Below are 3,503 nucleotides of genomic sequence, written 5' to 3'. Positions count from 1 at the left end.
CATGCTCAAACACCGCACTCCCTACCAGCCGAAGTACGAGCAGGCCGCCTGACCAAGCACACAGACCTTGACCGAACAGATAGGAGCACCCCCCCGCCTTGGGCTCCGCACCCATGTCGGTCGACGCCGCCCCCGCCTCAGGCAATCGGCCCCCGCCCCCGGCTGCCCCACCCATGGCGGTCGACGCCGCCCCCGCCTTGGGCAATCTGCCGCCTTGGGCGGCAGGGTGGGCAAGGCGGCACCCCCGGTGCCGCGCACCCCTCACCACGGGCGCCGCCCCCGGCTGAGCTCCGCACCCTGGGTGCCGCGCACCCCTCACGACGGGCGCCGCCCCCGGCTGAGCTCCGCCCCCCCGGGTCCCCCGCACCCATCACGACGGGGCCCACCCCCACGATGGGCATCCGCCCCGGGGAGCCGCACACCCGCTACAGCAGGCACCGCCCCGCCACGGCGACCTGCCCCCGGTCGGGGCCGAAGCCCCCGGTGCCGCACCCCCACCACCACACCCCCCGCCCCGCAGGGCCCCGTACACCTTGACGCCCCCACCCACCCAGAGGATTATTCATCACATGATGAATAAACCGCCTCCGCCCGCCGTGACCGCCACCGAACTCAAGGTCACCCGCGGCCCCCGCCCCGTCCTGCGCAACCTGGACTTCACCGTCCCCCGCGGCCAGATCACCGGCCTGCTGGGCCCGTCGGGCTGCGGCAAGTCCACCCTCATGCGCGCCATCGTCGGCACACAGGCCAAGGTCACCGGCACCCTCACCGTCCTCGACCACCCCGCAGGCCACCCCAAACTGCGCTCCCGCGTCGGCTACGTGACCCAGGCCCCGTCCGTCTACCTCGACCTCACCATCCGCCAGAACCTCGCCTACTTCGCATCCGTCCTGCTCCCCGGCAGGCCCGCCGCCGCCCACCGCCAGACCGAGGTCGACCGCGTCCTCACCGACGTAGACCTCGCCTCCCACGCGGACGCCCTCGCCGGAAACCTCTCCGGCGGCCAGCTCAGCCGCGTCTCCCTGGCCGTCGCCCTGCTCGGCACCCCCGAACTCCTCGTCCTCGACGAGCCGACCGTCGGCCTCGACCCGGTCCTCCGCCGCGACCTGTGGAACCTCTTCCACGACCTCGCCGCCCGCGGCGCCACGATCCTCGTCTCCTCGCACGTCATGGACGAGGCCGAGCGCTGCCACCGCCTCCTCCTCATGCGCGAGGGCGAACTGCTCGCCGACGACAGCCCCGACGCCCTGCGCGAGCGCACCGCCACGCCAACCGTCGAAGAGGCCTTCCTCCACCTCGTCGACGAGGCGAACGCGACGCCCACCGCCCACTGACACACCCACTGACACACCGCCCCCCCCAGCCGCCCGCGCACTCACTCTCACCGACGCCCCGGGAAGCCCGCCATGAACACGTACCGCACCACCGCCACCGCGCTCCGCGTCCTGCGCCAGCTCCGCCACGACCCGCGCTCGATCGCCCTGATGCTGCTCGTCCCGTGCGTGATGCTCTTCCTGCTCCGCTACGTCTTCGACGGCAGCCAGGCCACCTTCAACGCCATCGGCGCCTCGCTCCTCGGCATCTTCCCGCTGATCACGATGTTCCTGGTGACGTCCATCGCCACCCTCCGCGAACGCACAAGCGGCACCCTGGAACGCCTTCTGTCCATGCCGCTCGGCAAAGCGGACCTGATCGGCGGCTACGCGCTCGCCTTCGGCGCCGTAGCGATCATCCAGTCGCTCCTCGCCACCGGCCTCGCCCTCTGGGTCCTGGACCTCGACGTCACCGGCTCGGCCTGGCTGCTCCTCCTGGTCGCCCTCCTCGACGCCCTCCTCGGCACGGCCCTCGGCCTGTTCGTCTCGGCCTTCGCGGCGTCGGAGTTCCAGGCGGTCCAGTTCATGCCGGCGGTGATCTTCCCCCAGCTCCTCCTCTGCGGCCTGTTCACCCCGCGCGACCAGATGCAGCCGGTCCTGGAGGCAATCTCCAACGTGCTCCCCATGTCGTACGCGGTCGACGGCATGAACGAGGTCCTCAGGCACACCGACCTCACCACCACCTACATCCGCGACATCGGGATCGTCGCCGGCTGCGCCGTCCTGGTCCTGGCCCTGGGCGCGGCAACCCTGCGCCGCCGTACGGCCTGAGGCCCCGCGCCCGTTCCGCCCACCGGACACCCACGTATCGCCGAGCCCGCCCGATGCGAGGATGCCTGCGGACGGACGACGCACACGGAAGGCCCCGCTCATGAGCCAGCACACCCGCCACAAGGTCGCCGTACTCGGCACGGGCAAGATCGGTGAAGCCCTGCTCAGCGGAATGATCCGCGGCGGCTGGGCACCGAGCGACCTCATGGTCACGGCCCGCCGTCCCGAGCGCGCCGAGGAACTCCGCACCCGCTACGGCGTCACCCCGGTCACCAACCAGGAGGCGGCCAAGCAGGCCGACACCCTGATCCTCACAGTCAAGCCCCAGGACATGGGCACACTCCTCGACGAGCTGGCCCCGCACGTCCCGTCCGACCGCCTGGTGATCAGCGGCGCGGCCGGCATCCCCACCACCTTCTTCGAGGAGCGCCTCCCGGAGGGCACCCCGGTGGTCCGCGTCATGACGAACACCCCGGCCCTGGTCGACGAGGCGATGTCCGTCATCTCCGCCGGCACCCACGCGACGAGCGCCCACCTGACGCACGCCGAAGAACTCTTCGGCTCTGTCGGCAAGACCCTCCGCGTCCCCGAGTCCCAGCAGGACGCCTGCACCGCGCTCTCCGGCTCGGGCCCGGCCTACTTCTTCTATCTGGTGGAGGCCATGACCGACGCGGGCATCCTCCTCGGCCTCCCGCGCGACAAGGCCCACGACCTCATCGTCCAGTCCGCCATCGGCGCGGCCACGATGCTCCGCGACAGCGGCGAGCACCCGGTCAAGCTCCGCGAGAACGTGACGTCCCCCGCCGGCACCACCATCAACGCGATCCGCGAACTCGAGAGCCACGGCGTACGAGCCGCCCTCATCGCCGCCCTCGAAGCCGCCCGCGACCGCAGCCGCGAACTGGCCTCCGGCAACAACAGCTGACCTGCGTACGGGCCCGAGGCGTGAAGTTGACACGCCCTGGGCCCATCCGTAGTGTTCTCCGAGTTGTCCGCCGTGAGCACCGACCCCGGTCGGCCCCCGGACAACCATTCCGCAAGACCTCTTAAAAGCTCGACGACTGGCTTCTGCTCGGTCGTCGTCTGCATTTACGTGCGTCCTTGCGAAATGAGGAATCCACGTTCGAAAGGACGCGACCCCGATTAGCTCGGGGGCCGGGAATCCGCTAAAGTCTCACTCGTCGGAACGGCCCAAACGCCGCGAAGACAAACCCAACTGACTGGGAATCAGGCCCGAAAGGATCTGATAGAGTCGGACTCGCCGGAAAGCCGAAAGGCCGGAAAGCGAAGAGAAAGACCAGCAGGACCCCGAGGAAATCGGCCGGTGAAACGGTCTGATAGAGTCGGAAACGCAAGAAC

General features: G+C 70.3%; 3 protein-coding genes. All 3 read left to right on the top strand.

From position 1 onward, the window contains the following. The first annotated feature begins 569 nt into the window (after nucleotides 1-569). Nucleotides 570-1,334: an ABC transporter ATP-binding protein gene (locus tag ACFYWS_RS39590; protein WP_389284627.1), complete on the top strand. Its 765-nt coding sequence runs from the start codon at nucleotides 570-572 to the stop codon at nucleotides 1,332-1,334. A 72-nt stretch (nucleotides 1,335-1,406) separates the two neighbouring features. After that, entirely contained in the window at nucleotides 1,407-2,144 is a 738-nt protein-coding gene (locus ACFYWS_RS39585) for an ABC transporter permease (protein WP_389284626.1), read from the top strand. A gap of 100 nt (nucleotides 2,145-2,244) precedes the next feature. After that, entirely contained in the window at nucleotides 2,245-3,069 is an 825-nt protein-coding gene (proC, locus tag ACFYWS_RS39580) for a pyrroline-5-carboxylate reductase (RefSeq protein WP_389284625.1), read from the top strand. Nucleotides 3,070-3,503 lie beyond the last annotated feature (434 nt).

This window comes from Streptomyces sp. NPDC002795 (assembly GCF_042888725.1).
Lineage (GTDB): Bacteria > Actinomycetota > Actinomycetes > Streptomycetales > Streptomycetaceae > Streptomyces.
The sequence above is the reverse complement of the archived record's forward strand: the minus strand, read 5'-3'. Positions and strand labels throughout refer to the sequence as shown.